Source organism: Rhizobium sp. NLR8a, from assembly GCF_019685235.1.
Classification (GTDB): Bacteria; Pseudomonadota; Alphaproteobacteria; order Rhizobiales; family Rhizobiaceae; genus Rhizobium.
The window spans coordinates 527357-554001 of record NZ_JABDWI010000001.1 but is presented as its reverse complement, the minus strand read 5'-3'; the positions used below and the strand labels follow the sequence as shown (position 1 = coordinate 554001).

Sequence of the window (26645 nt, the reverse complement as noted above, 5' to 3'; positions counted from 1 at the left end):
GTGGTTTTCAAAAAGGACAAGCGGGAATTTGTCGTCAACAGGTCGCTGACGGATTGGTCTCGATCTCGGCTGCAGCTGGTCGCGGCGGCTATGCGCATAGATGAAGGCATAACTCGCTAGTTGCCCGTACCGATACTTGCACTTACCCAACGAGATGTTGCTCGGCGGCATGGGAAACAAGGTCGGTTAGAGCGGCGAACCGGTCTGCGGCGAGCTTGTTGACTTGCCAAAACAACGAGACGTCGAGCGGCTGATCGGGGATCAACTCCACGAGCGCTCCTGCCTGCAGGTGGTAGCGGACCAGGTGCTCAGGGTTCATACCCCAGCCCATACCTGCAATACTGGCGTCAACGAACGCGTGCGTCGACGGCAGAAAGTGCGTGGGACAGGCAACGTTGTCCCGGAAGACCTGCGCGATCCACCGGTTTTGAAGCTTGTCTTTTAGATTGAACGTTAAGGCTGGCGCGGTTCGCAAGGTCTCGGAACTGACGCCAGCGGAAAAATGTCTCTTGACGAATTCAGGGCTTGCGGTGGCGCGATAGCGCATGGAGCCAAGTGCGATGCGCCGACAGCCTTGAACCTGTTTTTCAATCCCTGTTAGGGCGGCGATCACTCGGCCACGTTGGAGCCACTCCGACGTATGATTTTCGTCGTCAATAACAACGTCTATGAGATTGTTTGACGTTTTCGCGTAGGTCGATAGCGCCGTCATAAACCACGTTCCGAGGCTGTCCGCGTTGGTGGCGACGTGGACCGTTAGGCGTTCAATCTGTTCCTTGGAGGGCGCGAGCGACGGCAAATGTTCATATAAATCTCGCTCCAGAATCCCGACATTTTCGACGTGTCGGCAAACCCACCCACCTTGTTCCGTAGCGATGCACGGGTTTCCTCTGACGACCAAGACAGTCCCCATCCGCTCTTCAAGATTTTTAATACGCTGCGAAACTGCCGATGGTGTGACGTTGAGTAACCCCGCCGCTTTCTCAAAGCTACCGGTTTGGACAACGGCGGCAAGCGCCCTCAAAGCAGAGTAATCGAGCATCTAAGTTAGCCTTAATCGAGTTAAGTCTATTTAATTAGACTAACTCACTGTTTGTTGCTAGCTCCCTGCGTAGTCAGGCTGTGTCGCTTCAAAATCTTTCAGCGTCCTAGCCAGCCGTGGCAGGCTCGGAAGGGGTTCAAGCTGGATCACGCTCGATAGAAGGGATGATCGGAATGTCTTCAGATCTATCGCATTTGTTAGTCGTCTACGCAGCTTACTTGATTGCAGCTGGAAGCCCCGGTCCGAGTAACATGCGAATCATGGGTGTGGCGATGGACCAAGGACGGCGGGCAGCACTCGTCCTTGCAGCCGGCGTGGTCAGTGGCTCCATCTTCTGGGGCGCAATGGCCGCAACGGGAGTATCCGCAATCCTCGCCCAGTACGCGGAAGCTCTCACGGTCCTAAAAATCTTTGGCGGCCTCTATCTTCTCTACCTGGCGTTCAGAGCAGCCAGCGCGGCTCTAACCGCGGGCGAAAAGCCGGCCGAGGCAGCGGAGAAAAGGGATCCTGAAATTGCTTCATCTCTCTACAGACGCGGCTTGCTCATGCATCTGACCAACCCGAAATCGATCCTGGCGTGGATCGCCCTGGTGACGCTTGGCCTTGGCCCGGGCGCATCCTCATACACCGTCGCAGCGATCCTGGTTGGATGCGCTATCCTGAGCGTGACGATCTTTTGCGGCTACGCGATCATATTTTCAACAGCTCCGATGGTGCACTTCTACCGAAGGGCTCGCCGATGGATCGAGGGCACGCTTGCAATCTTCTTTGGCGCAGCCGGCATCCGTCTCCTGCTTTCCCGTACATAACCAAGGCAACATTCATGTCTCTCTTCGAAGGCCTATCCGCATTTCCGATCACTCCCGCCGATGCATCCGGGCGCGTTGATGCAGCAGCCCTTGCGATGCTCTTGCAGCGGATCGTTGATGCCGGTGCAGACTCCATCGGCCTTCTCGGAAGCACAGGCGCCTATGCTTTCCTGACGCGCGATGAGCGCCGGCGTGCGGTTGAAACTGCCATTCGGACAGTCGGTGGGCGGATTCCGGTGATTGTCGGCGTCGGCGCGCTTCGTACCGACGAGGCACAGGTCTTGGCACACGATGCGAAGGAAGCGGGGGCAGATGGCCTTCTTCTGGCGCCTGTGTCCTATGTTCCGCTGACGGGCGACGAGGTGTTTGAGCATTTCGCAACCGTCACCCGGAGTGGCGGTCTTCCGCTTTGCATCTACAACAATCCGAGCACGACCAGGTTTACGTTCAGCAGCGCACTGATCGCCAGGCTCGCCACAGTTCCAAACATCGCCGCGATCAAGATGCCGTTGCCGGCGAACGAGGACTTCAAGACCGAACTTGAAGATCTGCGCGGCAAGTCGCCGACCGGGTTTTCGATCGGATATAGCGGTGACTGGGGAGCTTCCTCCGCTTTGCTTGCTGGCGCCGATGCCTGGTATAGCGTCGTCGCGGGGGTGCTGCCCGCTGAAGCGCTCGCGCTTGCGACGGCGGCGCGAGCCGGAAATACCGAAGAGGTCGAGAGATTGGAAAAAGCGTTCGAGCCCCTCTGGTCGTTGTTCAAGCGGTTTGGCAGCTTCAGAGTGATGTACAGGCTCGTGGCGCTTCTTGGCATCGGAGATTTCGAGCCGCCGCGGCCTGTGAGGCCGATACCGGACTCCGCGGTACCGGATGTCGTACAAGCTCTCAACCATTTGCGGGGTGCCTTTCAATAAGGCTGCCGGCAATCTTTGACGTCGGGGAGAGTATCAATCGCGCGGTGTGTGTGCTTCGTTTTGTTCAGTGACCATGAACTCCAACGCGACACATGAATGCTCGGACGACTGTTTCAATGGTGATGAAGCGAGGATCGACGACGTGGGCTTTTCCGTGGATGACCATCAGGGTATGGCTGCCACAGCGCTGTCAGCACATGATGAGTTCGGAACCGAACCCTCACTTCCGAATAACTGAAGAGAGCGCAAATGCCGTGAGCGTATCCCTCACGCCGGGCAGTTCCGATATCAATTGCCAAATCTGGCGAATGCGATCGGCTTGAGGGGATTCAACCCGCACAAGCAGATCAAAATCACCCGTCATCACGTCACAGGCGACGACCTCCGGAATTTTTCGCAAAGCTTGAATGACTTCGCCGCCCCTCATGCGATCCTGGCGGTAGACGAACATCAGTGCAGTGGTGATGTGAGCGGGATCTCCGCCATCACCGGTGATGATCGTGTAGCCCTTGATGAAGCCTTCGCGTTCAAGCCGTTCGATCCGAACGCGAACAGCATTTCGCGATAGATTGACCTTACCTGACAGCTCAGCGTGAGAGGCCCGCGCGTTGGCCTGCAGGGCGCAAAGGATCTGTTCGTCGATGCGGTCAAGAAGATACTTCATGCCGGACCGCGTTCCGCTTGCCGCGCCGCCGCTCCAAATCTCGTCGACTCGAAGGCGCAAACTGTAGCCTGAAGCAGGCGAGTCTTGTCCTTCTCAGCGGCATAGCGTCTGGCGGCAGATGCAAGGACGAACGCAGGAAGTGCTGCTGTTTCTGCATCAGTCAGGAGCCTTACACTCTCATATCCGGCCAGAATGGCCTGATGTTTCTGTTCGTCCAGCTCTCCAGTCGGCAGGCTCGCCCAGCCGACGAGAACCTCGGCAATCTCTGAAATCAGCACATCATCGTGCCGAAGCCGAAAGTTGATAACCCCACTGACGTCGTCTCCAAGGAAGAAGACGTTGGAAGGTATCAAGGCTCCATGCAGAGGACCGGCAGGCAGCTCATTTAGAGAACGCTTTTTGCCTCCTTGCAGGGTCATGTGGATCCGCGCCATGAGGCGGCCAAGGCTTTTACACTTTCCTGGCGTAGGATCGTTTGTCGACGAACCTGATACGAAACTCACGACGGCAACGAGACGGCCGGCCGCCCGGAAGGTCGCATCGCCGTCAATCGTGCGCGTTGGTTTCGGGCAGGGAATACCGCTGTTGTTCAGCGTCTCCATCGTTGCGAACGCCCGCTCGAGATCTAGCGGTTCGGCGCCATTTTCGAACAGCGTGACGATGAACTCACCCTCCGCCGCCCGGAAAAGATAGGTCGTTTCCCTGTCGCCGTCGGCAATACCAATCACCGATGACAGGGAGGTCATGCCATAGGCCACCGCGATCGAGTTTCGGTCCTCGTCGGATATTTCCGTGAAAACGGCCATTCTTTCCTCCGTTCAACCGCGCATAATCTTCGAAACATTGGCAAATTCCGCGGCGTCTCCAAAAATCTGATGAGCCTGACTTTCGGTCAGAACGCATTCTTCTTCGACGACATCTCGCAAGTTTCTCTTCTCGACCAGCGCCTTCTTGGAGAGGTATGCCGCTTTGCTGTATCCGATCAGCGTCGCCAATGGCGTGGCAAGAACGAGAGATTGGTCGAGCAACGCCTTGCAACGATCGACGTCGACTTCGATGCCATCGATGCAGCGTTCCTTCAAGACCACCATGCCTCTGGTCAGCATGCGCATCGATTGCAGGATGTTCAAAACGATGACGGGTTCCATGGCGTTCAGCTGGAGCTGGCCGGCACTTGCGGCAAGCGTCACCGTCAGATCATTGCCGATGACCTGGAAGCTGATCTGGTTCATCATTTCCGGTATGACAGGATTGACCTTACCCGGCATGATCGATGAGCCGGCTTGAACAGGCGGCAAACGGATCTCACCCAGACCGCCGCGGGGACCACTGCTCAGGAGCCGGAGGTCATTGCAGATCTTGGTCAGTTTAACCGCAATTCGCTTGAGCACGCCTGAAAAGGACACGAACCCGCCTGTGTCCGATGTCGCTTCGATGAAGTTGCGGGCAGGGATTAACGGATAGCCAGATACTCGGGACAGGTGACCGCAGGCCAACTGCGCGAAGCCTGAGGGTACGTTGATTGCCGTGCCGATCGCCGAGCCGCCGAGGTTTATCTCTTTAAGAAGCTTAGAGGCGTACTGGACCTGAATGATATCCTCGTCAATGAGTTCAGCGAAGGCTTCGAATTCCTGCCCCGCGGTCATCGGCACAGCGTCTTGCAACTGTGTCCGGCCGACTTTCACAGCACTCGAGTATTGCACGGCCTTGGCTCGAAATGCATCGCGAAGCGCGACCTCAGCCGCGATAAGCCCTTCGCATGCCCGTAAGATCGTCAGCCGGATAGCCGTGGGGTAGACGTCGTTTGTCGATTGAGACAGATTGACGTCGTCGTTGGGATGCAACTTGGAATAATCGCCAACGTCAGCGCCCATTTTCAAAAGGGCGAGGTTTGCAAGAACCTCGTTGACATTCATGTTTGTGGACGTGCCGGCTCCCCCCTGCATCATGTCCACGGGAAAGTTCTCATCAATATCATTGAGCTCGATAAGCTCTTCGCACGCTTGCGAAATCGCCTCAGTCTTTTCTGGAGAGAGAAGCCCAAGCTCCATATTCGCAATAGAGGCGGCCTTTTTCACCATTGCCATCGACTGGATGAGCTCGGGAAAATCCCTCAAACGCAGCCCGGAGACGTCGAAATTCTGTTCAGCGCGCCGTGTATGGACGCCGTAGAGTACATGTCGCGGAATGGCCAGCGGCCCGATAAGATCTGACTCGATGCGTTCAGCAAGCGTTGTCTTGTCCATCAAACCAGGATCCCCGCGTGACGCATGGCGCTGTCAATCTCTTCCTGGACGGAAGAGCTGACCGAAACGAGCGGCAGCCGCAGATCGCCGCGAATGCGACCAAGACGCTGCAAGGCATATTTCGGTCCAGCAGGGTTGGTTTCAAGAAAAAGCGCCCGGTGTAGTGGCATCAGGCGGTCCTGCAGCTTCAAAGCCGAGGCAAAGTCACCGTTTAGGCAAGCCTGCTGGAAGTCAGCGCAGAGACCCGGCGCGACGTTCGCCGTTACCGAGATGCAACCATGTCCGCCATGCGCCATATAGCCAAGGGCCGTGCCGTCTTCACCGGTCAGGAGATTGAACGAGTGCCCGCAGGCCATACGCTCAAGGGACGGGCGCAACAGGTTTCCCGTCGCATCCTTGACCCCTTTCACGTTGGGGCAGTCTTCGAAGATCTTTGCCAACGTTTCGACCTGAATATCGATGACGCTGCGGCCGGGGATATTGTAGACGATGATCGGAACGGCGGCCGCGGCATCGATAGCCTTGAAATGCTGGTAGATCCCTTCCTGGGTTGGCTTGTTGTAATAGGGCGCGACAATAAGAACCCCGTCGGCGCCGGCGTCCTGCGCATGGAGGACGAAGTCGATTGCTTCCGAGGTGCTGTTTGATCCGGCGCCCGCGATGACGGGCACACGGCCCTTGGCGGCCGCGATGGTGATCTCGACCACCTGCTTATGCTCGGCATGGCTGAGCGTCGGACTTTCCCCCGTTGTCCCGCATGGAACGAGACCGAAGGATCCTTCTTCGATCTGCCACTCGACGAGGTCGCGCAAGGCGGCCTCGTCGACGCGACCATCAGCAAAAGGCGTGACAAGCGCGGTAATAGAACCCTTGAACATTTTTACTCCCTGAGTTGCCGATGGATTTGAGCAGGCCTGGCGTTACGTCTTCAGGCGGTTGATGCACACGACCTTAGGCTGGGTCATGTCCTCATAGGCAAACCGGACGCCCTCGCGGCCCATGCTGCCATATTTGAAGCCGCCAAACGGCATTGCATCGAACCGATAGTCGGAGGAGTCGTTGATCATGATGCCTCCAGCCTCGATCTTGCTTGCAGCCTCAAGCGCCCCTTCCAGGTCGTTTGTAAAAATGCCGGCGTGAAGGCTGTACTCGGGGCTGTTTGCCAGATCGATCGCATCCGCCAGCCCATCGAAGGCCTGAAGAATGACGATCGGCGCGAACACTTCCTCGGTCCAGGCGTCACAGGAGGCTGGAACATTCTCCAGGACCGTCGGCGGATAGAGGTTTCCAGTTGGTTTATGGCCGCAAAGCAATGTCGCACCGGCAGCGAGCGCCCGTTCGACCATTGCGGCCGCTCTGCCGACCGCCTTTTCTGAGATCATCGGGCCGACATCGGTGTCGGCTTCCAAAGGATTGCCGGTCTTCAGCTTCTGGGTATCTGCGACGAACTTCGCTTTGAATTGCTCATAGATCGGCCGTTGGATCAGAATTCGCTGCGTGCCAATGCAGTTCTGACCTGCCGCCCAGTAGGCTCCGGATACGCAAGCCTCGACAGCCGCATCGAAGTTGCAATTCTCCATGACGATGACGGGTGCATTACCGCCAAGGTCCATGGCAAGTTTCTTGAGGCCTGCTGTTTTGGCAATTGCCTCGCCGGTGGCAAAGCCACCAGTGAAGGAGACCATGCGAACGTCTCTCGCGGCAACGAGAGCCTTTCCAAGCTCAGGGCCGCCAATCGCGACCGTTATGATTTCCTCGGGTAGACCGCTTTCGACCAGGACTTCGACGAGCTTGATGGCAGAGAGAGGGGTAAGTTCGGACGGCTTTAAAAGCACTGCATTGCCGCCGGCAATTGCCGGACCGAGTTTGTGAGCGACGAGGTTGAGCGGATCGTTGTAGGGCGTGATAGCGGCAATGATGCCCAGCGGTTCTCTCGTGTACCAGCCTTGGCGAGCCTCCGAGCCTGCGTAGGCATCGAACGGGATGACTTCGCCCGCATTGCGCCTGGCCTCGTCGGCAGACAGCTTGAGCGTATTGACGCACCGTGTCGTCTCTTTGCGGGCCTGCGTAATCGTCTTGCCCGCCTCTTTGACGATGAGAAGCGCGAAGTCCTCGCGCGCGGCTTCTATCGCCGCAGCGGCCTTTTCAAGCATCGCCGACCGCTTGTGACGTGGCAGCGTTCTGGCAATCTGTGCGCCACGTCTTGCCCGCTCCAGCAGCACGTTCACGCTTGCGGCACAGGTTTCCACGACCGTTCCGACCAGCGTACCGTCGAATGGGCTGGTGACGGCAATTTCTTCAGACGCGGTCGTTTGTGTGACTGCAAGGTTGAGCATCATGCAGCCTCCTTAGCGATGGCCGAAGCGCCGGCGGAATGAATGGCGACGATATCGGAAAGAAGCGCATAGGCGGTTTCGATGCGGCCGGCGCCAGGTCCGGTGATCGTCACGGCGCCCAGCAGTTCGGTGTCGAGCGACACTGCATTGGTGGCACCGTTGACGCCTGCCAGGGGATGATCGAGGCTAAGCCGCCTCGGTGCAACACTGCCTGTCACGCTGCCATCGTCATTGCGAACCGCAGCTCCGATCAGCTTCCAGCGGCTGTTTGCCTTTGCTGCATCCTCGATGTCGGAAGGTGAAAGACCGGAGATACCCCTGCAGCTTACGTCCTCAGGCTTGAGATTTGCGCCAAGCAGTTCGTTTGCCAGGATGACGACTTTCAGACGAACGTCGAAACCTTCGACATCGGCGGTGGGATCGGCCTCGGCATAGCCGAGCTCTTGGGCTTCTTTCACAGCGGATGCGAAATCCAAACCCGCTTCCATGCGACCGAGGACGAAGTTGGATGTGCCGTTCAAAATTCCTTCAAAGCCCTTCAGTTCGGCGCCGGCAAGCGTTTTCTCAGCCATGCGAATGACCGGCGTGCCGCTCATCACGGCGCCCTCGTACTCGAAGCGTACACCGTTGGCCTTTGCCAGCGCCTTGAGCGCCTGGGCCTCAATGGCGACCGGCCCCTTGTTGGTGGTAACCACGTGTTTGCCGGTCTCAAGCGCCCAGCGGCAATGCGAGACAGCAGGTTCGCCGTCCTTCGGATTGGTGAACGTGGCCTCGACGACAATATCTGCGGGTGCGGTCTTGATAATAGTCTCGTTGTCGGCTTCGGCACTTCCCCCGGAAAGCTGTCCAAAGCCGCCCTTTTCAAACTTCGCATCGACCAGGGTCCTCGCATCAAGACCGTTCGGCGAAATCACCGAGCCAAGATAGAGATCGCTCACGGCGACGATATTCAGGCGGATTCCAAGATCGCGCTCCCAGAGCTGGTTCTTGGCGGCAATGAGTTCGGCCAGGGCGCGATTGACGCCGCCAAATCCGATAAGTGCGATATTGTAAACTGTCATAACGATCCTCCAGTGAAGTCTATGAGGGTAAGCATGGGATGCGGATTGCTCTGCAGGAACCACGCAGACAGACCAAAGAGCAGCGCACTTTGCTCAATCTGCTGCCGGACGTAGGTCAGGTGCTGGCGAGCTTCATCATGAGAATCCCCGACACGATCAATGCGCCCGCTGCCAGACGCGCGGGTGACGCGGGCTCTCCAAGGATCGCCATTCCGAGCAGAAAGGAGCCAACTGCACCGATCCCTGTCCAAACCGTGTAGGCGGTACCAAGCGGCAGCACCTTCATCGAAAAGGACAGCAGCACGCCGCTGGCAATCATCGCAATGACGGTGATTGCCGACGGGATGAGCAGCGTGAAACCGTCGGATCTCTTCATGTAGAACGCCCAGACGACCTCAAGCAGGCCGGCGACGAACAGGATTATCCAGTACATAATATCCTTCCTGGCGGACCTCCGGGTCTACCGCGCAATAGGCTTGGAGAGGTGACGTGAATTGCTCGCCGAGGGGCAATTCACGTCCAATTCGACTTCGTGTTCAGCTTCGCCCGAAAGTCTCGTCGAGGGCGTTGTTGATGTCAGCAATCAGATCCTCGGTGTCTTCCAGACCGATCGAAAGCCGCAGATGCCCGTATTTCTGGAAGTTCGGCGGGTAACGATCGGAGCCGCCGCGCCCACTGCCGCCGACATGGACGATCAGGCTCTCGTCGTGACCAAGCGAGACGGCGGACGTGATGACCCTGAGATGTCCGACGAACCGGTTCTGCGTATCGGGATCGCCATCGACGGCAAAAGCCATGACCGCGCCGTAGCCCTTACCAGCAAACTGTGTTCTGGCAAGCGCGTGCTGGTCATGGCTGTCGAGACCGGGGTAGGTGACATAGGCGACGCGCTTGTCGGCTGCGAGGGACCGGGCGACGATCTCTGCGGATGAAAACTGCTGCTTCAGGCGCAGAGGCAGCGTCACTGAGCCGCGCATGATCAGCCAGGCGTTGAACGGCGAAATCGTCCCGCCGAGATCGACGAGCGCGTCTGCCTTGATGTGATGGATGAGCGTCCTCGAGCCGATGACCACGCCGCCCATCGCGTCGCCATGACCGTTGATGTATTTCGTCAGCGAATGGATGACGAGATCTGCACCCAGTGTCAGCGGACGGAAGAACGGGGGAGGGGTGAAGGTCGAGTCTACCGACAGGAGCGCGCCCGCTTGCATTGCGATTGAGGCGAGCGTCGCGATATCGGCAACCTTGGTCGTTGGATTGGCGATTGTCTCTGTATGGATCAGCTTGGTATTCGGGCGCACGGCGGCTCGGACCGCATCCATGTTGCCCATATCAACGAAGGTGGCTTCGATATTGTAACGCTGCGGCAAAAGCTCTGAAAACAGTCGCCACACGGCCTCATAGGTGACGTCACCGACAATCACGTGGTCGCCGCTCTTTAAGAACGTAAAGAACACCGCGTGAAGCGCCGCGACGCCCGTTGCGAAGACGGCTGCATCCTCGCCGCCCTCTATGGCCGCGAGCTTGCGCTGCAGGCCGATCTGATTGTGGCCGGAATTGCGCGTATAGGAGGGGCTCTCGGTGTCCGACCAGTCCATTGTAGAAGGGTCGTAAGGAAGTTCGTACGAATTCGCCATCACGATCGGTGTGCGAATAGCGCCCGATGTCTTGTCGATTTCGTTGCCGCCGTGCACCGACAGCGTATTGAAGGAAAGCGTCGATAGATCGTGTTTGTCTGGTCTCGACATAATTAGCCTCTTTGTTGAAGTGAGTGGTTGGGGAGTGCCTTAGCGCCTGACCGGGATGGCGTTTTCCAGTTTCTGGAACGCTTGCGTGATCAGGAAAGTCAGGCTGACGTAAAAGACGGTAACGAGGAGGAGGGGCTCGTAGACGAGGAGCGTATCCTGGCGGATTTTGTAGGCAGCACCGTAGAGATCCATCACGGTCACCGAAAATACGATCGGGGTCGCCTTGAGTTGCAGGACGACCTCGCCGGCAAATGTTGGCAGCCCAATCCGGATCGCTCTCGGCAACCAGATCCGGCGCAGGATCATCCAGGGCGACATGCCAACGGCGCGTGCAGCCTCAAGTTCTCCTTTCGGGACCGCCAGCATGGCTCCCCGAAGAATCTCCCCCTGGTAGGCGGCGAAGTTGAGCGTCAGGGCCAACGCCGCAAAGAACAATCCCTCTCGCAAGACCGGCCAAAGAAAGCTGCTCCGCAATCCAGGGATATGCGGCAGATACGAGCCCAGACCGTAGTAGATGAGCCAAAGCTGGATGAGCAACGGCGTGCCGCGAAAGAATGTGCAGTACGACTTGGAGAGCCAACGGGCGATGGAACCACGGCCGACCTGGGCAATCGCCAGGAGGATAGCGAGCGCAAACCCCAACGTGACCGAAATTGCCAGCAGCAGGCATGTCAGGAAGGCGCCATAGAGCAGCAAGTCCTGGTACTCGAATATCCAACCAAAATTCATGTCCGCCTCCTACGCTACTGGTCGTTGGCCGCGACGAAAGTAGGCTTCGAGCGCAGAGAACAGCAGGTTCGATAGAATCGTGATGACGAGATAAAGTGCCGCCGCAGCCAGGAAGAAGACCATGTACTGCTTGGTGTTGCTCGCGGCGACGCGGGCAGCAAGAGCCAGTTCCTGATAGCCAACGACGGCAATCAGGGCGCTGTCCTTGATTACGGACATCCACAGATTGGCGAAGCCGGGCAGTGCATTGGGGATGAGAGCCGGCAAGACGATGCGGCGGAAGCGTAAGCCTGGCCTCATCCCAAAGGCCTTGGCGGCTTCAAGCTGTCCAACAGGAATGGCGAGGATCGCGCCCCGCAAAACCTCGGTCATATAGGCGCCCTGGACAAAGCCCAGGACTGCGATCGCCGCCACCAGGCCGTTTACCTCGACAGGGCCAAGTCCCGCCAGGGCAAGAAGCCGGTTCAGCCCATCCGTTCCCGCATAGTAGAGCGAGACGATCAGGATGAGCTCCGGCACGGCACGGACGATCGTCGTATAGACATTGAGAGCATATTGCAGTGGGGCAAACCCACTCAACTTGCCGAGTGCGCCGAAGAAGCCCAGCACCATTCCAAACAGATAGGCACCAAACGAGATAAACAGGGTCGCGAACGCGCCGGTGATCAATACGCCGCCCCAGCCGGGAGGGGAAATCGACAGCAGGTCCAGAATGGAATTTGAGGAACTCATGGGAAGCCTTCCAGAACAGGACCGGCAGATTTGCCACCAACGGCTGGTGACAAATCCGCGTCGCCCATGGACTCAATAGGGGTCGTAGTCGAAGTACTTCTTGCTGAACTCGGCATAGGTGCCGTTCGCCCTGACAGCTTTGATCGCGCCATTCAGCTTTTCGCGGAGTTCATCGTCGCCTTTGCGGATACCGCCGCCGACGCCAGCGCCTAGTATCGCGTCGTCTGCCTCGACACCGCCCTTGTATTCGCAGCACTCCTTGCCGAGATCGGTTTTCAGGAGTTCCTTGAGCGGTCCCGTGTCGGCAAAGATGTAGTCGACGCGGCCCGACGCGAGATCCTGGAAGGATTCGTCAACCGTCGCATAGCTTTTCTCCGTCGCGATGTCGGCGAAGTGCTTCTTGAAATAGGCCGACTGGGTCGTCGACACGGCGATGCCGACGGTCTTTCCTTTCAGCTGCTCGGCGGTCGCGCCCATGACGCCATCCCTGGCGCCAATCATGCCGGCGAGAGCCGAGTAATATTTGTCCGTGAAATCGATCCGCTTCTTGCGCTCGTCGGTGATCGACATCGAAGACCAGATCACGTCGATCTTCTTGCTTTCCAAAGCTGGGATCAGACCGTCCCAGGCGACGTCGACGATCGTGCACTGTTCCTTCAGCTCTTTGCAGATCGCATCCATCAGATCGATCTCCCAGCCAATCGCTTTCCCCGACGCGTCCTTTGTCGTGTAGGGCGCATAGGCCTCATTGACGACACCGAAGCGGATTTCCGCCTGAGCGCCCGTCGCCAGCATGAATGCTGCGACAGCCAGAGTTTTTCCCAAATGCTTCATTTTAGGGTTCCCCTTTTTCTGTTGGGATGGTGGTGGTTTTAGTGCGAACCGGCTGCAACAAACTCCTTGCAGCGTGCGCTGGTGGGTGCACCGAAGACCTGGGACGGAGGTCCGACCTCCTCAACCTGGCCCTGGTGCAAAAACATGACGCGGGTGGAAACGTCGCGTGCGAACTTCATCTCGTGGGTAACCATCACCATGGTGCGACCTTCCTCGGCCAGCCCACGGATGACCTTCAGCACCTCGCCGACGAGTTCCGGATCAAGTGCCGAGGTTGGCTCATCGAACAGCATCACTGCCGGATCGACGCAGAGCGCGCGGGCAATCGACGCGCGCTGCTGTTGGCCACCAGACAGAAAGGCCGGGTAGGTGTCGCGTTTCTCATAGAGGCCAACTTTGGCCAGCAGCGCCTCGGCCTTTTCGATCGCCGCCTTGCGCTCGATACGCAGGACATGGATCGGGGCCTCGATGACGTTTTGGAGAATGGTCATGTGCGGCCAGAGATTGAAGCTCTGGAAGACCATGCCAAGGCCGCTTCTTAGCCTCTCGATCTGCCGCCAGCTGGCGGGATGGCATTTGCCGTCGCGGCCCTTGCGGAAGATCACGTCTTCGCCGTTGATCTGGAAGGTTCCTTGGTCCGGAATTTCGAGGAAGTTGATGCAGCGCAGGAATGTGCTTTTCCCTGAGCCCGACGATCCGATGATCGAGACTACGTCGCCCTTCTCCGCTGAAAGGGAAATTCCCTTCAGCACCTTGTGCGCGCCGTAGCTCTTGTGAACGTCGCTCACCAGCAAGGCGGGCTTAACTGTTTCGATGTGCATTTCACCTCCATTTTACCTGCGAGGTTTGGCCCACTCCTCCGTGGGCAAAGCTTCGCCATCGCCGTATCTGACAGCGGCATCATTCGTGGTTGCGAGTGTAAAAAAATGGTCGCGAACGTCCGCACGCGCCGCCTAAACGGCGCACGTTCCCCACCCTGCCATTGTCTCGGATTTACCGCCGGCGCGTTAGCCGGCTATAATCTTGTGTCTGTAGACCTCACAGCCTGGTGCCAGTTGCCTTAAACCGGTCACCAGCATGGCGGCCGCCTCCTCTAGCGCCTCCTCAGGCATTGTCGCCAAACTTTCCAAGATGAACCACATCCGTCCGCCCAGCGTCTCCAGTCGGGTCCGGGTACCTTGCCGCCAGTTCCAGCGCCGGCACGTGACACCGATATCGTCGCGCCAGATGACTTCACCCTTGGTAGGGTTTTCGATGACCGCCTCTCCGTTCATCACCGTGTCGAACACTTCGGTTCCGTCGGCAACAGACAGCTGTGGCTTGCCGACATAGGCGTCGAAGTTTTCTCCACCGACCGGTATGGCAAAACGTAAGCTGACTGCGTTGTAGAGATCGACGATCGGGTTGATCGAAGGGATACGACCGTCCTTCTCCACCCGCTTCTTCAGCGCCTGTGCAGAACAGGGCGTGCGATTTGGTTTTGCTCCAAACCGGCTATATGCCTCGGCCCAACTTGCCAGATGTGCTTCACTCCAGGCTGGCCCTCCAGCTCGGACAAAATCACAAGCCTCCTCCAGCACATTTCTGGCTATGGTGCCGCGCGTTTCATCCTTGATATCAACGAAGACGCTGATCGCGCGAAAGTCTGGTGCGATGTTTGCGATTTCTTTGTCGATGACCGGAAATTCCAACATGCCCTCTAGCTCCCATTGACCAATTTAGTCTATAATACTGACCATGGAAAAGAAAGTCAATATATCGACCGAAGCGGTCACCGATGTCGAACGCGTCAGTGCAACCGTGTCCCAGAACCTCAAATTGTTCAGGAAACAGAATGGCCTGACACTCGATGAGTTGTCGCGCAAATCCGGCGTCAGCAAAGGCATGCTGGTCGAAATCGAAAAGGGCAGCGCAAACCCAAGCATTGCGACGCTCTGCCGTGCAGCGACCGCATTGGGCGTTTCTGTCGCCGATTTCGTCGGGGTCGCAGTCAACGTGCCCGTGCGCATTGTTCCACCCGAGGATGCCTCGATCCTCTGGCGCGGTCCGAAGGGCGGGAGTGCCACTCTTCTGGTTGGAACCCACGGGCCGGATGAAATCGAGCTTTGGCGCTGGACGCTGTTTCCCGGTGAGGTTTTCGAATCGCCCGGCCATTCGGCCGGAACACTCGAACTGCTGAATGTGGAAACCGGTGCGCTTACCTTGAAACTGGCTGACAGCGAACACCACGTTCAAGCAGGCTCGTCGGTCTTGGCACGAACGGAAGAGAAGCATGCCTACATGAATTGCGGGAAAGAAGAACTTCGGTTCGTGATGACTGTCGCGGAGCTGCAGAGACCCCGCGTGAGAACAGGCCTGTAGCATCCCACGTGCAAGCAGAGTGGACTAATGCTGTTGGCGGTAAAAAATCAATCTGCGGTCAATTCTGTGCCCTTTCCTAAAGTCAGCAGGGCAGCGGTGTGCCGACTTCAGATTTGCATACGCGAGCGCAGTGTTAAGAAAGCTGTTCGAGCCTGGTTGTTGGAATTCCCAGGTTACACCGCACGGCGGCCTGCGATCAGGAAAGGATGGGAATATTGTCGGCGAGGTAGATATCGGTTCGGATAAACTCCTGAGACGCGTTTATAGGAGTGCCAAGGCAGCACGCTTTCAACACGCGTACGGCACTACGCGCGACGTGCCCGGGACTCTGGGCGATACACGCATCCACTGTGCCCTGTTTCAATTCGAATGCAACTCGATCCGACAGTTCATGGAGGATTACGGTCAATCGATCACCAACCCCTTCGTCCTTGAGAGCATTTAATATCCCGGACTGCCCTGCGGGAACGGCATATATCCCTACGAGATCATAGTGCCGAGAGACAAGCTTGCGAGTGAGGGAGTAGTTGAGTTCCGCCTTGCTGTAACCTTCAACGATTGGAAGAATGCGCAGAGAAGGGAACCTCGTTGCAATAACTTCCGAGAAGCTCAATAGCCTTTCATATTGGTCGCGCATCCGGGTAGAACCTAAAATGACGCCAATTTTTCCGACCTTCCCGGCTGTAAATCGACCCATTAGGGTTGCTCCCAGCCTGCCTGCGGCCGCGTTGTCGATGCCGACGAAATGATGCCGCTTGGAATCCGCTATGTCAGTGACGATAGACACGACTTTCACACCCCTCTCGACAAGACGGTCTATCGCGGCCCTCACGCCCGGAGCGTCCACCGCGAAAAGAGCGGCTCCCGCGTAAATAGACGCATCGACGCCGTCAAGCGCGTCCACAATGGCCTGGGGCATATCGAGGTCAATATGTTGGACATCATTGATGATCGTCATGTCCTCCACTGCGCTCGGTGCATCGACTACGCCCTTGAGAATCTGGCCCGAGAAGGTCGTGTACACGTTGGGAAGAATGAATTTGAATCGGATTTTGGGCCGGCCTCTCACCAGCAAGCCATCGGGAAGTGATCTGAACTGCAGCGCATGGATGGATTTCGCTACCTTTTCTCGGGAGAGTCTGGAGACGCCGGAGCGACCATGGAGAACACGGTCGACGGTTGCAGTGCTGACGCCCGAATGCTGCGAAATATCTTTGATACTAGGCTGCTTCAACCCGTGCTCCAAAGCTGACCAATCACAACGCCCAAACGCGAAGGATGTCATATAACAAGTTTTGAGCGACCGATGCAATCACATCAGAGCCGCTCGCTTAGAGCAGTTGCCGCATTGATTAGCAGCAACATAATAGGGCTCGGCACCAAAAATTTTCATCAAAGCATCGTATGTATGTCGGCCAGACCAAGGCGGGGCGTTAAATGGGGTGCGCGCTACAATTGATGTGATTACATCAGATTAACCAGAGCGTCCATTGTCCGTTGCGCTGTCCCTATCAAGCCTCCTGCCTTACAAACGGGCCGTGGACTAGAAAGAGGGAGGACTATTCTTGGTTACGCACAACAGCATTACTCGCGCTCTTGCGGCGCTGTCACTCGCCTGGGGCCTTTTTGCAGGCCATGCCAACGCTGAGGAATTGAAAGTCTGGACGCTGACGTTCGACAACGACTCCGCAAACATGGCCTGGGACAAGATCGTCAACGACTTCGAAACGGCAAATCCCGGCGTAACGATCACCCGAGAGGGCCGCTCTGTAGACGAACACAAGGCCGCCCTACGCGTGGCAGCACAGTCCAGCCAGGGGCCGGACATCTTCTTCATGTGGGCAGGGCTTGGACTCGGCGGTGAATTCGTCAATGCCGGCCTGTCGCAGCCGCTTGACAAATATTACGACCAATACGGCTGGGACAAGCGTCTGGTCGGAACGGCCGGCAGCTTCTCGAAAATCTATGAAGGCGGTCGCCACGGCGTTCCCTACACCTTCCATGGCGAGGGCATCTATTACAACAAGGCGCTGTTCGAAAAGGCCGGCATCACCCAACTTCCGACTACCTATGACGAGCTGAAGAGCGACGCGGCCAAGCTAAAGGAAGCAGGCATACCGGCCATGACCTTCGGCGGCACGGTCAACTGGCACCTAATGCGACTGATGGACGTCATTCTTGAAGCCAAATGTGGTTCCGAGCAGCATGATGCCCTGATGGCGATGAAGGTCGACTGGTCAACCGAGGCCTGCGCGACGGCGAGTTTCCAGGAACTGACCGACTGGTCACAGAACTACATTCTCTCGCCGTTCATGGGCATCGACAATTCACAGAGTTTCAACCTGTTCCTGGCTGGCCGTGCCGCGATGATGCTCGAAGGCGACTGGTTGGTAAGCCAGCTTCGCAATGAAAACCGGCTTGCCGATTTCGATCTCTTCCCGTTTCCGACGGGCACCGACCGCCTCTATGGTTTCGCCGAATATCTCTATGTTTCGTCGAAGAGCGGCAAGGCGGATGCGGCGGCAAAGTTCCTCGACTACATGCTCTCCGACAAGGTGCAGCAGGACAATCTCGGTGCTTTCGGGTCGATCTCGATCAATGCGAATGTTAAGTATGACAAGATCGACCCGCTCGACCAGAAATGGATGGATATCTTCGCCAAGTTCGAAAAGATCTACATGAACGGCGACCAGGCTTTCCCGCTCAATGTGACTACGGAATATTTCCGTGTCATCAATGAAGTGGCATCCGGCAACATCAAGCCCGAAGATGCCGGCAAGGCCATGCAGACCTTCATCGCCAACCGTGGCTAATCTCCCAAGGACGAGGCCTCGTGAGCATGCTCCAGGGCCTCGCATGACCCGGTGAAATCTTATGTCCAAAGCGCGCGTGTCGTTGCGGCCGAGCATGCAGGGTTACGTCTTGCTGGCTCCCGCCTTGATCGTTTATCTCCTCTTTGCCGTCTATCCGATGATCGACGTCGTCAGGATGTCCTTCTCCTCCTGGAACGGCTTAAGTCCACAGGCGAAGTTCGTCGGGCTTGCCAACTACCGGGCAATCATGACGCAGGACCCGGTTTTCTGGGGTGCGCTGTGGAACACGCTGATCTGGACGGCGACGGCCGTCATCGTGCCAAACTTGATCGCATTCGGCGTGGCGTTGGCGCTGAACCAGAACATTCCCGGAAAATCGGGACTGCGCATCATCTTCTACCTGCCCGTCATCATCGCCGCCATTGCCGTCGCGACCATCTGGAAGTGGATGTACGACCCGTTCTTCGGCCTCTTCAACGGGCTGCTGACAAGCTGGGGGCTGACCGGATGGATCATGGACTGGCTCGGCGACAAGAAGATCGCGCTGTGGTCCGTATTCGTTGCCCATGTCTGGCAGTCCGTCGGATTTTCCATGGTGCTGTTTCTCGCCGGCCTGCAGAGCGTCTCGACGACGTTGATTGAGGCGGCCCGCATTGACGGGGCAGGGCGCTGGGGCGTGTTCCGCTATGTAACACTGCCGGCACTCGTGCCTACCATCACCGTAGTCTTCGTGCTGTCACTCATCAATTCGCTGAAGGCCTTCGACATCGTCTACGGCATGACCGGCGGCGGGCCTGCGCAATCAACGCAGATGCTAGCGATGTGGGCTTATACCCAATCCATGCAGCTCGGGGTTTTCGGGCGCGGTGCGGCCATCTCCGTGGTGCTGCTCATGATCACGCTGATTGTCGTGATCCCCTATATGCACTGGATGTTTAAGCGGGAGGATATTGGACGATGAAGATGTTTTCCCAGGCGTTCCGTCCTGTCGGCTCCAACAAGGTCGATCCCGTGCTCGTGGCCCTCTGGATCGCCTTCATCCTGCTCGCGATCATCTGGATCACACCCTTTATGTTCATCGTCTTTACATCGCTAAAGTCGAATTCGACGGTGATGGGGGCAAGTGCCTTCAGCCCGCCGACCGAGCTAGCCTTCGGCAACTTCGTGGCGGCCTGGAACCGCGGCAATTTTTCGACGACCGCATTCAACGGCATCGTCATCACCGTCATCAAGGTGCCACTCGGCCTGTTCGTGTCGGCAATGGCTGCCTATGCGCTCGCCAAGGTGCCGATGCGGATGAACAAGACGCTGTTTGCGCTCTTCGTGTTCGGCACCATGCTGCCCTTCCAGGTGATGCTCGCGCCGATCTTCCGGCAGGTGAATGCCTTTGGCCTGATCAATACCTATCCGGGCATCATTCTGCCTTATCTGGCCTTCGGCATCCCTTATCAGGTCTTCATTCTCTACGGCTTCTTCTCCGCGGTGCCGAAGGAGCTGTCGGAAGCCGCCCGCATCGATGGCGCCTCCCACTTCACCATTTTCTGGCGGATTTTCCTTCCCGTCTCTCTGCCGGTTCTCTCGGCGCTGCTGATCCTCGATTTCGTGGCGACGTGGAATGAATTCGCCATGGCGCTGGTGATCCTGCAGGACCCGCGCATGTGGACGCTTCCGCTCGGGCTCATGAATTTCCAGAGCCAGTTTCAGAGCGATTACGGCCAGCTCAACGCGGCTATCATTATGACGGTGCTTCCCGCAGCCATCGTCTATCTCATGTTCCAACGCTATTTCGTTTCCGGCCTCACGTCCGGGGCGGTCAAGGAATAATCATGACCCATCTGTACGATATTTTCGAAGCCCGCTTGAAAGGCCCCGCTGGCGGCAATCCTTACCTCGACGTGACGTTTCATGCGCACTTCAGTCAAGGCAATCGCAAGGTCCGCGTCACGGGTTTTCATGACGGCGGCGAGGATTATGTCCTCCGCTTCATGCCCGATACAGTCGGTGACTGGACCTTCACCACCTCGTCCTCCGTCGCGGAACTCGATGGAAGGTCCGGTTCGCTGACAGTCACGGCAGCGCGCGAAGGCGTGCATGGCGCCGTCCGCGTCCGCAATCGCTTCCATTTTGCCTATGACGACGGTACGTCGTACTACCCCTTCGGCACCACCTGCTACGCCTGGACCCACCAGCCGCTGGAGATGCAGGAACGCACGCTCGCGAGCCTTGAGACGAGCGGTTTCAACAAGATCCGCATGGCAGTTTTCCCGAAGGATTATCCCTTCAACACCAATGACCCGCTGCAGCCGATGTTCATGGAAAGGGAAGATGGCAGCCTAGATTTTGATCGACCGAACCCGGCCGCCTTCACCCATCTCGAAAAGCAGATCGCGTGCTTGGGCGAACACGGCATCGAAGCCGACCTGATCCTCTTCCATCCCTACGACCGCTGGGGCTATGCCACGATGTCGGAAGAGCAGAACCTGCGCTATGTGGAATATGCGGCAGCGCGTCTTTCAGCCTTCCGCAATATCTGGTGGGCGCTCGCCAACGAATACGATTTTCTCCTCGACACGATCCCGGTCCAGACCTGGGACCGCTTCTGCCATCTCCTGGAAGAAAACGATCACGTTCAGCATCTCCGGTCGATCCACAATGGTGAGCAGACCATGAATTTCGACCATCGCAAGCCGTGGATCACTCATGTCTGCATCCAGAACTGGGATGTGAAACGCACTCCGGAATGGCGCGTCGCCTATGGCAAGCCTGTCGTTAACGACGAGCCGGAATACGAGGGCAACATCTGGCCGAGCTGGGGCAATATCACGGCACAAGAACTCGTCCATCGCTTCTGGACGACCGTTCTACGCGGCGGTTACGCAGGCCATGGCGAGACATACGCGGACCCGGACGATCTGATTTGGTGGGCCAAAGGCGGCACGCTGCATGGCGAGAGCTGGAAGCGCATCAAGTTCCTGCTCCAGCTGCTGCAGCAAGACCAGCTCGAAGGGCTGGAGCCCATGGGGATGAATGACCAATGGCCGTGGAGCCGTATTTCCGGCGCGCGCGATCTCGGCGGCAAAGTGGATTTCATCTATTTCGGCGAACACCAGCCGAACCAATGGACGACTGGTCTTCCGACGGAAGACGGTAATTATGAAATCGACCTGATCGACACCTGGAACATGACGGTGACGCCGGCAAAGCGCATCGCCGCGCACATTCCTCACCCACAGCGCCACGGCAACATCGTTCGCGGTGGCAAGGCGGAAGCGGCATTCGGCATTCAGCTTCCGAGCCGTCCAAACCTTGCGCTGCGTATCCGCAAACTCGACTGAGGTAGTCACATGGCAACCGTCCAAATCTCAAATCTGAAGAAGTCCTATGGCGCCGTGCCGATCATGCATGGTGTGGACGTTCCCATCGCGGATGGCGAATTTGTCATTTTGGTCGGGCCTTCCGGCTGTGGCAAATCCACGCTTCTCCGGATGATCGCGGGGTTGGAGAGCGTAACTGCTGGCGAAATCAGCATCGACGGCCGGCGGGTCAACGAACTGGAGCCCAAGGACCGCGACATTGCCATGGTCTTCCAGAACTATGCGCTCTACCCGCAGATGACGGTGGCCCAGAACATGGGCTTTGCGCTTGAACTTGCGGGGCGCAGCAAGGCCGACATCAAGGCAGAGGTCGACAAGGCTGCCGACATCCTGTCGCTTTCGCAACTCCTTGACCGCAAGCCCGCCCAGCTTTCCGGCGGCCAGCGTCAGCGCGTTGCCATGGGGCGCGCCATCGTGCGTCATCCCAAAGTCTTCCTGTTCGATGAGCCGTTGTCGAACCTCGATGCGAAACTCCGCGTAAAGATGCGGGCCGAGATCAAGGCCCTGCACCAGCGCCTGAAATCGACCATCGTTTATGTCACTCACGACCAGATTGAGGCCATGACTATGGCCGACAAGATCGTGGTCATGAATGGCGGCCGGGTCGAGCAGATCGGCTCGCCACTGGAGCTTTACGACAACCCGAACAACCTGTTCGTCGCGACCTTCATGGGAAGCCCGGCGATGAACATCCTGCCGGCGAAAGTTACAGAAACGGGCATTACCGTCGCCGGTCTTGTGCAGCTTTCGGTCAAGCCGAATGCTGCAATTGGAACGGAGATTTCCTACGGTATACGTCCGGACGATGTCGGCATCGGTGGCGAAGGGGCTGTTCCGGTCGAGGTTCAGGTTGTCGAGCCGACCGGCGCGGAAACCCATGTCACCGCCCGTCTTGCCGGTCAGGAGATCACCATTGTTTCCAAGGATCGATTGTCGATAAAGCCGGGTGAAATGCTGATGGTGGGGATCACATCACCACGATCGCATATGTTCGAAACGGCAAGCGGCAAGCGGATTTAGCTCACGGCGGCGAGCCGAGCCTTGCAACACCCAGCAGGCAGCAGGCCGTGTCGGCTTACGCCGGCGCTCGTCGGGACAAGCACGCGGTGATGTCTCGATTAGTGGCTTGGGGTCTCACTTGATGGTGAGACTGATTTTTGACGATTGCGGCCCGAACGGCGGCGGAAAGTAAGAGGAACTCGCGGTTCGCTGCCGCAAGAACGTGAAAACAAACCGTCATCTGGCACCTGCCCGATGGGCCGGCCGACGATGAAGAGGTCGTGGAAACTCGAGAACTTTGAGGAGCCGGAGCCTCTGAGTACCGCGCGCGGATGCCAATTCATAAGAGCCCATGCGCAGGTGCAGTTAAATTGACAGATTATCTTGTGATCAGGTAGGTTCCACCCACAAAAACAGTGAGCGTTGTAGAATGACCGTAACGGAATCAGCGGAACTGAAGACCTGCGGCAAGGAGCGGCCCCTCCCTTCGGAACAATTCACTCATGGGCTTGCCACCCGACGGGAAGTCATGGGCGACGCCTATGTAGACGAAGCCTTGAGCAAGGCCACCGACTTCACCTGGCCCATGCAAGAGCTTGTGACAGAGTATTGTTGGGATAAAATATGGAACCGTCCGGGCCTAGATAGGCGCTCGCGCTCTATTCTTAACCTAGGGATGATTTCCGTTTTGAACCGTCCGCACGAACTCAAGGGCCACGTCCGGGGCGCGATCAACAACGGACTTACGAAAGAGGAGATCCAGGAAATCTTCCTTCAGGTTGCAATCTATGTTGGCGTTCCCGCCGGCATCGAAAGCTTCCGCCACGCCCAGGAAGTCTTCAACGAGATGGGAATTTGAACCCACCGCCGCATGGGACTGGCGGCTTCGCGGGTCTTCACCAAGGACCTCAGATGTTCCGATACGTTGGGAAACGCAGTCACCACCTTGTTCCTGCCGTTCCTTATCAGGTTGCCACCACCGTCCTTGCGACCGCGGTTGCAAGGACGGTTTGATGCTTCTCGCAAGGAGCGTGCAAAAACAAGTAGTGCCTTAGTTTCGGGAACTATTTGTCACTAAGCGTCTGGCTGGCTAAATCACGCAACCCGTCACAATCGCGGAGCGTGTAGCGCGTTGTGCGGGTTTATCAGCCTAGAACGATTTTCCCTATGGTTTTCCCCGTCTCAATAAGCTTGTGCGCCTTTTGGAGATTCAAAACCGAGACCTCGCCGACATGATGGACCGCAGTTGTTTGCAGAACTCCGGCGTCTACGAGGTCAGCAATTTCGTTGAGAATTCCGTGTTGCATAATCATGTCCTCGGTTTGAAACACCGGACGGGTAAAAACCATTTCCCAGGTAACCGAGACGCTCTTCGGTTTGAGGCTGCCGATATCAAGGTGGATGTCATCAATCAGCGAAAGAGATCCCTGCGGTGCGATGATCTCAACGATCTCGCCAAGGTGTTTGTCGGTATCGGTGAGACCCGCGACATAATCCACAGTTTGGATGCCGAGTTGACGAATCGCCCGGTCGAGTGGCTCGCGGTGGTTTACGACATGGTGCGCGCCAAGTTTTCTCACCCATTCAACCGTTTCGGGGCGAGATGCGGTGGCGATAACGGTTAGACCAGTGAGCCGCCTTGCCAGCTGGATGAGAATTGATCCTACTCCGCCCGCGCCGTTTATAATCAGGATCGAACCAGAAATTGATTTCTTACCGTAGGGCACGCGCAGACGTTCAAACAACAATTCCCACGCGGTTAGAGCCGTCAATGGGAGCGCGGCCGATTCTGCGAACGAAAGTGTTTTTGGCCTGCACCCCACTATCCTTTCGTCCACGGCCTGTAACTCTGCGTTACTACCTTGCCGATCAATACTGCCCGCATAGAATACTTCGTCGCCCACCTTGAACAACGACACATCCTCGCCCGTCGCAACGACGACCCCCGCGGCGTCGTATCCTATGATCTTTGATTGGCCTTCCTCCGGCTCCGATCTTTTTCGAACCTTGGTATCCACGGGATTTACGGATACCGCCTTAACGGAAACGACTAGATCGCGCGGGCCTGGAAAGGGGTCATTGACTTCAAACTCGGTTAGAACTTCTGCGGATCCTGCACTTGTGTAGCCAATGGCTTTCATTGAAATCTCCAATGTATGGTTGATGCAGGCAAAAGCTTTGCGCCGCCCGCACACGAAACTTGTCAGGCGGCTGGGAGCGGCGCTGCGGGGCGCGGTGGGAGCGAGCGCTGCCATGCCGACCCGTAGCGTGTGTACTGCGGCGGGACGGGGATCTCCGACTTGAGTTCATCCGCCGCGGTTCTCGGCCAGAACGGGTCTCTTAGTATTTCGCGCCCGATCAGAACAATGTCCGCACGTCCGTTTTGAAGAATCTCTTCGGCCTGTCGTCCGGTCTCGATCAAACCCACCGCTCCGGTCTTGATGTCAAGTTTCCGACGAAGAAGTTCGGCTGCCGGCACTTGGTACCCCGGGAAGGAATCGACCTTGACCATCGCAATGCCGCCAGAGGAGCAGTCGATCAGATCGACCCCCTGTTCCTTCATCCATTGGCCATACACTAGGAAATCAGACGGCGTATTTCCTCCTGCGACGTAATCCGTAGTCGATATGCGCACGAATAGAGGACCCTCCCATTCCGAGCGAACCGCATCTATGACCTCGCGCACAATCCGATAGCGGTTTTCGTGACTGCCGCCATATTCATCGCTACGGTGATTGGCCAGCGGCGACAGGAATTCATTGAGAAGGTAACCGTGCGCCGTGTGAATTTCAATGACGTCAAATCCCGCTTCACGCGCCCGACGTGCACCTCGGCGAAATGCCTCTACGACGTCTTTGATACCCTCTACGGTTAGTCCTTCAGGCACGCGGGAATCAGCCGTGAACGGGACGGCCGACGGTGCGATCGCCGGTACGCCATCGATACCGAACTGTCTTCCGGCATGGCCAAGCTGGCAACCGGCCTTGGCACCGAATTGATGAATGACATCGGTTAATCTGGTGAGTCCCGAAACCTGTCCGTCTTCCCAGATACCGATATCGCCGGGCCCGATCAGACCGTTCTCAAGTACTGCGGTTGTCTCCAGAAAAACGAGACCAGCCCCGCCAAGCGCACGCGCACCGTAGTGGACAAGGTGAAAATCGTTCACGCGGCCGTCGGGTCCTGCTGAATGCATACACATAGGTGACATGGCGATCCGGTTGCGGAGCTCGGTGCCCCTGATTGTGATTGGTTCAAACAACATTGCTGGCATTTATGACTCCTGGGCTGTCGCTAAGTGATGGCCCAGAGATACGGACTCATTCCAGCGTTCAATACGGCAAAAAAGAGCCTATACTACGCATATGTAAAGTGGGTTGCCGCGCGTCAGCGTAATAGCCGGAAGCGCCTTTGGCGCTGCCTAAAATCGAAATCTGCTAGAATGAGGGGTAAGCAAGCCGACGGTACGTATAAGCGTAGTGTCTTGTACGAACACATTACCGCGCTATACTTTGGGTCAGTACAGCCTCTTTCCGTATCGAGGAGTAAAACATGCCCAAACGACGCAACTACGATGCCGTGCCTGCATGCTCCATGGAGGCAGCGCTCAATCTTATCAACGGGCGTTGGAAAGGTGTCATCCTTTTCCACTTGATGACCGACGGCACGACCCGCTTTAACGAGCTTCAACGGCGACTGCCCGGTTGCACGCCGCGGCTGTTGTCAAAGCAGCTACGAGAACTGGAGGACGACGGGTTCGTCCATCGCGAAGTCTACGCGGTTGTTCCTCCCAAGGTCGAATACTCGCTTACGGAGGAAGGAAGGTCGATCGGGCCGATCCTTCTCGACCTCTGCTCGTGGGGAAGGAACTGGTTGAAGCGCCGCGAGCTTACGACGCTTGCAAACGACGTTGACGAAACGCCCGCAAAAGAGCAGAGGCCGCATTCTGAAACCCTGCGAAGAAGCGCAGCCTAATAGCGGCG

At 57.3% G+C, this 26645-nt stretch carries 27 protein-coding genes; 10 read left to right on the top strand and 17 right to left on the bottom strand.

Annotation, left to right across the window (positions count from 1 at the left end):
* Positions 1–142 precede the first annotated feature (142 nt).
* The gene (locus HJC04_RS02525; protein ID WP_221123224.1) at positions 143–1042 is read right to left on the bottom strand and encodes a LysR family transcriptional regulator ArgP; all 900 of its coding nucleotides are present in this window, start codon (positions 1040–1042) and stop codon (positions 143–145) included.
* Between the two features lie 173 nt (positions 1043–1215).
* On the opposite strand from HJC04_RS02525, the gene HJC04_RS02520 reads away from it, so the two are divergent.
* Positions 1216–1851, top strand: a complete 636-nt coding sequence (locus tag HJC04_RS02520) for a LysE family translocator (RefSeq protein WP_221123223.1) — start codon at positions 1216–1218, stop codon at positions 1849–1851.
* 14 nt (positions 1852–1865) lie between these two features.
* Positions 1866–2765 (top strand): dihydrodipicolinate synthase family protein, encoded by a 900-nt coding sequence (locus HJC04_RS02515; protein WP_221123222.1) that lies wholly within the window; start codon positions 1866–1868, stop codon positions 2763–2765.
* A 220-nt stretch (positions 2766–2985) separates the two neighbouring features.
* Here HJC04_RS02515 and HJC04_RS02510 read toward each other — a convergent pair whose 3' ends face one another.
* The 13 genes from HJC04_RS02510 to HJC04_RS02450 form a co-directional block, all read right to left on the bottom strand.
* On the bottom strand, positions 2986–3429 hold the full coding sequence (locus tag HJC04_RS02510) for an Lrp/AsnC family transcriptional regulator (protein WP_221123221.1): 444 nt from the start codon (positions 3427–3429) through the stop codon (positions 2986–2988).
* Positions 3426–4235, bottom strand: a complete 810-nt coding sequence (locus HJC04_RS02505) for a phosphotransferase (protein ID WP_221123220.1) — start codon at positions 4233–4235, stop codon at positions 3426–3428. The genes HJC04_RS02510 and HJC04_RS02505 overlap by 4 nt, the downstream gene beginning before the upstream one ends.
* 12 nt (positions 4236–4247) lie before the next feature.
* A complete protein-coding gene (locus HJC04_RS02500; protein WP_221123219.1) occupies positions 4248–5675 on the bottom strand; it encodes an aspartate ammonia-lyase in 1428 nt (475 codons plus the stop codon).
* Positions 5675–6553: a 4-hydroxy-tetrahydrodipicolinate synthase gene (gene dapA, locus HJC04_RS02495; RefSeq protein ID WP_221138321.1), complete on the bottom strand. Its 879-nt coding sequence runs from the start codon at positions 6551–6553 to the stop codon at positions 5675–5677. The genes HJC04_RS02500 and dapA overlap by 1 nt, the downstream gene beginning before the upstream one ends.
* A gap of 42 nt (positions 6554–6595) precedes the next feature.
* Entirely contained in the window at positions 6596–8014 is a 1419-nt protein-coding gene (locus HJC04_RS02490; protein WP_221123217.1) for an aldehyde dehydrogenase family protein, read from the bottom strand.
* Entirely contained in the window at positions 8011–9072 is a 1062-nt protein-coding gene (locus HJC04_RS02485) for a homoserine dehydrogenase (RefSeq protein ID WP_221123216.1), read from the bottom strand. The genes HJC04_RS02490 and HJC04_RS02485 overlap by 4 nt, the downstream gene beginning before the upstream one ends.
* 115 nt (positions 9073–9187) lie before the next feature.
* Positions 9188–9505 (bottom strand): multidrug efflux SMR transporter, encoded by a 318-nt coding sequence (locus HJC04_RS02480; RefSeq protein ID WP_221123215.1) that lies wholly within the window; start codon positions 9503–9505, stop codon positions 9188–9190.
* 103 nt (positions 9506–9608) lie between these two features.
* Positions 9609–10820, bottom strand: a complete 1212-nt coding sequence (locus HJC04_RS02475) for a PLP-dependent aspartate aminotransferase family protein (RefSeq protein WP_221123214.1) — start codon at positions 10818–10820, stop codon at positions 9609–9611.
* Positions 10821–10859: 39 nt separating this feature from the next.
* On the bottom strand, positions 10860–11549 hold the full coding sequence (locus HJC04_RS02470; protein WP_221123213.1) for an ABC transporter permease: 690 nt from the start codon (positions 11547–11549) through the stop codon (positions 10860–10862).
* Positions 11550–11558: 9 nt separating this feature from the next.
* Positions 11559–12281, bottom strand: coding sequence for an ABC transporter permease (locus HJC04_RS02465; RefSeq protein ID WP_221123212.1), 723 nt, complete (start codon positions 12279–12281; stop codon positions 11559–11561).
* Positions 12282–12353: 72 nt separating this feature from the next.
* Positions 12354–13115 carry a transporter substrate-binding domain-containing protein gene (locus tag HJC04_RS02460; RefSeq protein WP_221123211.1) on the bottom strand — a complete coding sequence of 254 codons (762 nt, stop codon included), beginning with the start codon at positions 13113–13115 and terminating at the stop codon, positions 12354–12356.
* A 38-nt stretch (positions 13116–13153) separates the two neighbouring features.
* Positions 13154–13936 (bottom strand): ABC transporter ATP-binding protein, encoded by a 783-nt coding sequence (locus HJC04_RS02455; RefSeq protein ID WP_221123210.1) that lies wholly within the window; start codon positions 13934–13936, stop codon positions 13154–13156.
* Between the two features lie 186 nt (positions 13937–14122).
* Positions 14123–14809 carry a B3/4 domain-containing protein gene (locus HJC04_RS02450; RefSeq protein ID WP_221123209.1) on the bottom strand — a complete coding sequence of 229 codons (687 nt, stop codon included), beginning with the start codon at positions 14807–14809 and terminating at the stop codon, positions 14123–14125.
* A 43-nt stretch (positions 14810–14852) separates the two neighbouring features.
* Here HJC04_RS02450 and HJC04_RS02445 point away from each other — a divergent pair, with 43 nt between their 5' ends.
* Complete coding sequence (locus tag HJC04_RS02445; RefSeq protein ID WP_221123208.1) at positions 14853–15476, top strand: helix-turn-helix domain-containing protein; 624 nt, start codon at positions 14853–14855, stop codon at positions 15474–15476.
* Between the two features lie 196 nt (positions 15477–15672).
* Here HJC04_RS02445 and HJC04_RS02440 read toward each other — a convergent pair whose 3' ends face one another.
* A complete protein-coding gene (locus HJC04_RS02440; protein WP_221123207.1) occupies positions 15673–16710 on the bottom strand; it encodes a LacI family DNA-binding transcriptional regulator in 1038 nt (345 codons plus the stop codon).
* Between the two features lie 331 nt (positions 16711–17041).
* Between HJC04_RS02440 and HJC04_RS02435 the strand changes: the two genes are divergently transcribed.
* From HJC04_RS02435 to HJC04_RS02410, 6 genes are all read left to right on the top strand, one after another.
* The gene (locus tag HJC04_RS02435; RefSeq protein WP_221138322.1) at positions 17042–18289 is read left to right on the top strand and encodes an ABC transporter substrate-binding protein; all 1248 of its coding nucleotides are present in this window, start codon (positions 17042–17044) and stop codon (positions 18287–18289) included.
* A gap of 61 nt (positions 18290–18350) precedes the next feature.
* Positions 18351–19250, top strand: coding sequence for a carbohydrate ABC transporter permease (locus tag HJC04_RS02430; RefSeq protein WP_221123205.1), 900 nt, complete (start codon positions 18351–18353; stop codon positions 19248–19250).
* Positions 19247–20113: a carbohydrate ABC transporter permease gene (locus tag HJC04_RS02425; protein ID WP_221138323.1), complete on the top strand. Its 867-nt coding sequence runs from the start codon at positions 19247–19249 to the stop codon at positions 20111–20113. Before HJC04_RS02430 ends, HJC04_RS02425 begins: the two co-directional genes overlap by 4 nt.
* 2 nt (positions 20114–20115) lie before the next feature.
* Complete coding sequence (locus HJC04_RS02420; RefSeq protein WP_221123203.1) at positions 20116–21624, top strand: DUF5060 domain-containing protein; 1509 nt, start codon at positions 20116–20118, stop codon at positions 21622–21624.
* A 9-nt stretch (positions 21625–21633) separates the two neighbouring features.
* Positions 21634–22683, top strand: a complete 1050-nt coding sequence (locus HJC04_RS02415) for an ABC transporter ATP-binding protein (RefSeq protein ID WP_221123202.1) — start codon at positions 21634–21636, stop codon at positions 22681–22683.
* A gap of 409 nt (positions 22684–23092) precedes the next feature.
* Entirely contained in the window at positions 23093–23521 is a 429-nt protein-coding gene (locus HJC04_RS02410) for a carboxymuconolactone decarboxylase family protein (RefSeq protein WP_221123201.1), read from the top strand.
* Positions 23522–23807: 286 nt separating this feature from the next.
* Here HJC04_RS02410 and HJC04_RS02405 read toward each other — a convergent pair whose 3' ends face one another.
* Together HJC04_RS02405 and namA are read right to left on the bottom strand one after the other, a co-directional pair.
* Entirely contained in the window at positions 23808–24803 is a 996-nt protein-coding gene (locus HJC04_RS02405; protein WP_221123200.1) for a zinc-binding alcohol dehydrogenase family protein, read from the bottom strand.
* A gap of 62 nt (positions 24804–24865) precedes the next feature.
* On the bottom strand, positions 24866–25936 hold the full coding sequence (namA, locus tag HJC04_RS02400) for an NADPH dehydrogenase NamA (protein ID WP_221123199.1): 1071 nt from the start codon (positions 25934–25936) through the stop codon (positions 24866–24868).
* Positions 25937–26214: 278 nt separating this feature from the next.
* Between namA and HJC04_RS02395 the strand changes: the two genes are divergently transcribed.
* Positions 26215–26637, top strand: coding sequence for a helix-turn-helix domain-containing protein (locus HJC04_RS02395; protein ID WP_221123198.1), 423 nt, complete (start codon positions 26215–26217; stop codon positions 26635–26637).
* Positions 26638–26645 lie beyond the last annotated feature (8 nt).

Coding starts and splice junctions, on each gene's coding strand:
- HJC04_RS02525 (WP_221123224.1), bottom strand. CDS start 1,042: ATGCTCGATTACTCTGCTTTGAGGGCGCTTGCCGCCGTTGTCCAAACC.
- HJC04_RS02520 (WP_221123223.1), top strand. CDS start 1,216: ATGTCTTCAGATCTATCGCATTTGTTAGTCGTCTACGCAGCTTACTTG.
- HJC04_RS02515 (WP_221123222.1), top strand. CDS start 1,866: ATGTCTCTCTTCGAAGGCCTATCCGCATTTCCGATCACTCCCGCCGAT.
- HJC04_RS02510 (WP_221123221.1), bottom strand. CDS start 3,429: ATGAAGTATCTTCTTGACCGCATCGACGAACAGATCCTTTGCGCCCTG.
- HJC04_RS02505 (WP_221123220.1), bottom strand. CDS start 4,235: ATGGCCGTTTTCACGGAAATATCCGACGAGGACCGAAACTCGATCGCG.
- HJC04_RS02500 (WP_221123219.1), bottom strand. CDS start 5,675: ATGGACAAGACAACGCTTGCTGAACGCATCGAGTCAGATCTTATCGGG.
- dapA (WP_221138321.1), bottom strand. CDS start 6,553: ATGTTCAAGGGTTCTATTACCGCGCTTGTCACGCCTTTTGCTGATGGT.
- HJC04_RS02490 (WP_221123217.1), bottom strand. CDS start 8,014: ATGATGCTCAACCTTGCAGTCACACAAACGACCGCGTCTGAAGAAATT.
- HJC04_RS02485 (WP_221123216.1), bottom strand. CDS start 9,072: ATGACAGTTTACAATATCGCACTTATCGGATTTGGCGGCGTCAATCGC.
- HJC04_RS02480 (WP_221123215.1), bottom strand. CDS start 9,505: ATGTACTGGATAATCCTGTTCGTCGCCGGCCTGCTTGAGGTCGTCTGG.
- HJC04_RS02475 (WP_221123214.1), bottom strand. CDS start 10,820: ATGTCGAGACCAGACAAACACGATCTATCGACGCTTTCCTTCAATACG.
- HJC04_RS02470 (WP_221123213.1), bottom strand. CDS start 11,549: ATGAATTTTGGTTGGATATTCGAGTACCAGGACTTGCTGCTCTATGGC.
- HJC04_RS02465 (WP_221123212.1), bottom strand. CDS start 12,281: ATGAGTTCCTCAAATTCCATTCTGGACCTGCTGTCGATTTCCCCTCCC.
- HJC04_RS02460 (WP_221123211.1), bottom strand. CDS start 13,115: ATGAAGCATTTGGGAAAAACTCTGGCTGTCGCAGCATTCATGCTGGCG.
- HJC04_RS02455 (WP_221123210.1), bottom strand. CDS start 13,936: ATGCACATCGAAACAGTTAAGCCCGCCTTGCTGGTGAGCGACGTTCAC.
- HJC04_RS02450 (WP_221123209.1), bottom strand. CDS start 14,809: ATGTTGGAATTTCCGGTCATCGACAAAGAAATCGCAAACATCGCACCA.
- HJC04_RS02445 (WP_221123208.1), top strand. CDS start 14,853: ATGGAAAAGAAAGTCAATATATCGACCGAAGCGGTCACCGATGTCGAA.
- HJC04_RS02430 (WP_221123205.1), top strand. CDS start 18,351: ATGTCCAAAGCGCGCGTGTCGTTGCGGCCGAGCATGCAGGGTTACGTC.
- HJC04_RS02425 (WP_221138323.1), top strand. CDS start 19,247: ATGAAGATGTTTTCCCAGGCGTTCCGTCCTGTCGGCTCCAACAAGGTC.
- HJC04_RS02420 (WP_221123203.1), top strand. CDS start 20,116: ATGACCCATCTGTACGATATTTTCGAAGCCCGCTTGAAAGGCCCCGCT.
- HJC04_RS02415 (WP_221123202.1), top strand. CDS start 21,634: ATGGCAACCGTCCAAATCTCAAATCTGAAGAAGTCCTATGGCGCCGTG.
- HJC04_RS02410 (WP_221123201.1), top strand. CDS start 23,093: ATGACCGTAACGGAATCAGCGGAACTGAAGACCTGCGGCAAGGAGCGG.
- HJC04_RS02405 (WP_221123200.1), bottom strand. CDS start 24,803: ATGAAAGCCATTGGCTACACAAGTGCAGGATCCGCAGAAGTTCTAACC.
- namA (WP_221123199.1), bottom strand. CDS start 25,936: ATGCCAGCAATGTTGTTTGAACCAATCACAATCAGGGGCACCGAGCTC.
- HJC04_RS02395 (WP_221123198.1), top strand. CDS start 26,215: ATGCCCAAACGACGCAACTACGATGCCGTGCCTGCATGCTCCATGGAG.